Below are 710 nucleotides of genomic sequence, written 5' to 3'. Positions count from 1 at the left end.
GTTAGGCTTAATTAGAAAAAGATGATGAGCATCAAGAAAATAATTCAAAAATCAATATTCTTTACACCTTTTTATTTTGGTATTGTAATTCTATATAATCTTGTTTTTAAGAAAAATATGAGTATTGAATTTACAATTTTAATTTCTATTGTTGTTTCCGTCATTACTGTTCTTTCTAATATTTTTGACTATGATTATTACAACAACATTACTTCAAATGATTATCTTGAGTCAAGACATAATATGAGTATTGAATATGATATGAGGAAATGGAATGAATTAAGTAAACTAAAAAAAATTAATACTCATAATTTAAAATTGACAAAAGAAACTGAATCTGAATTAGAATATTCTATTACATTTAACCTATTGAAAGGTCAATTAAATTCAATACTGACTTTTAATCACTTTGAGGATAAAATTTTAATTGAAATTAAGAAAACACCTATTACCTTTTTACCTGATAAAGCAAGAAATTACAAAATAATCAGGAAAATAATTTACGATTTAAAAACTAAGCCTAACAAGGTATAAAAATAATAAGGGTTAAGTGGCAAACCCAAAGTTGGTACATATTTACAAAGTCCGCCAAATTTAAAATTTGACGGTTAAATGAAAACAAAATTAACGGTAAAATTGTTAATTTGGCTAAGTGCTAAATCCGAAAAGTTAGTCCATTTTAATCCCTTACTATTCTTATACAAACCGTT

1 protein-coding gene is annotated in these 710 nt (G+C 24.4%); it reads left to right on the top strand.

The features are described from left to right. The first annotated feature begins 21 nt into the window (after positions 1–21). A complete protein-coding gene (locus AC2D8I_RS16305) occupies positions 22–534 on the top strand; it encodes a hypothetical protein (RefSeq protein ID WP_484707176.1) in 513 nt (170 codons plus the stop codon). The last annotated feature ends 176 nt before the right edge of the window (positions 535–710 follow it).

This window comes from Lacinutrix sp. YIN62 (assembly GCF_057219185.1).
This window is presented reverse-complemented; position numbering and strand designations above follow the sequence as displayed.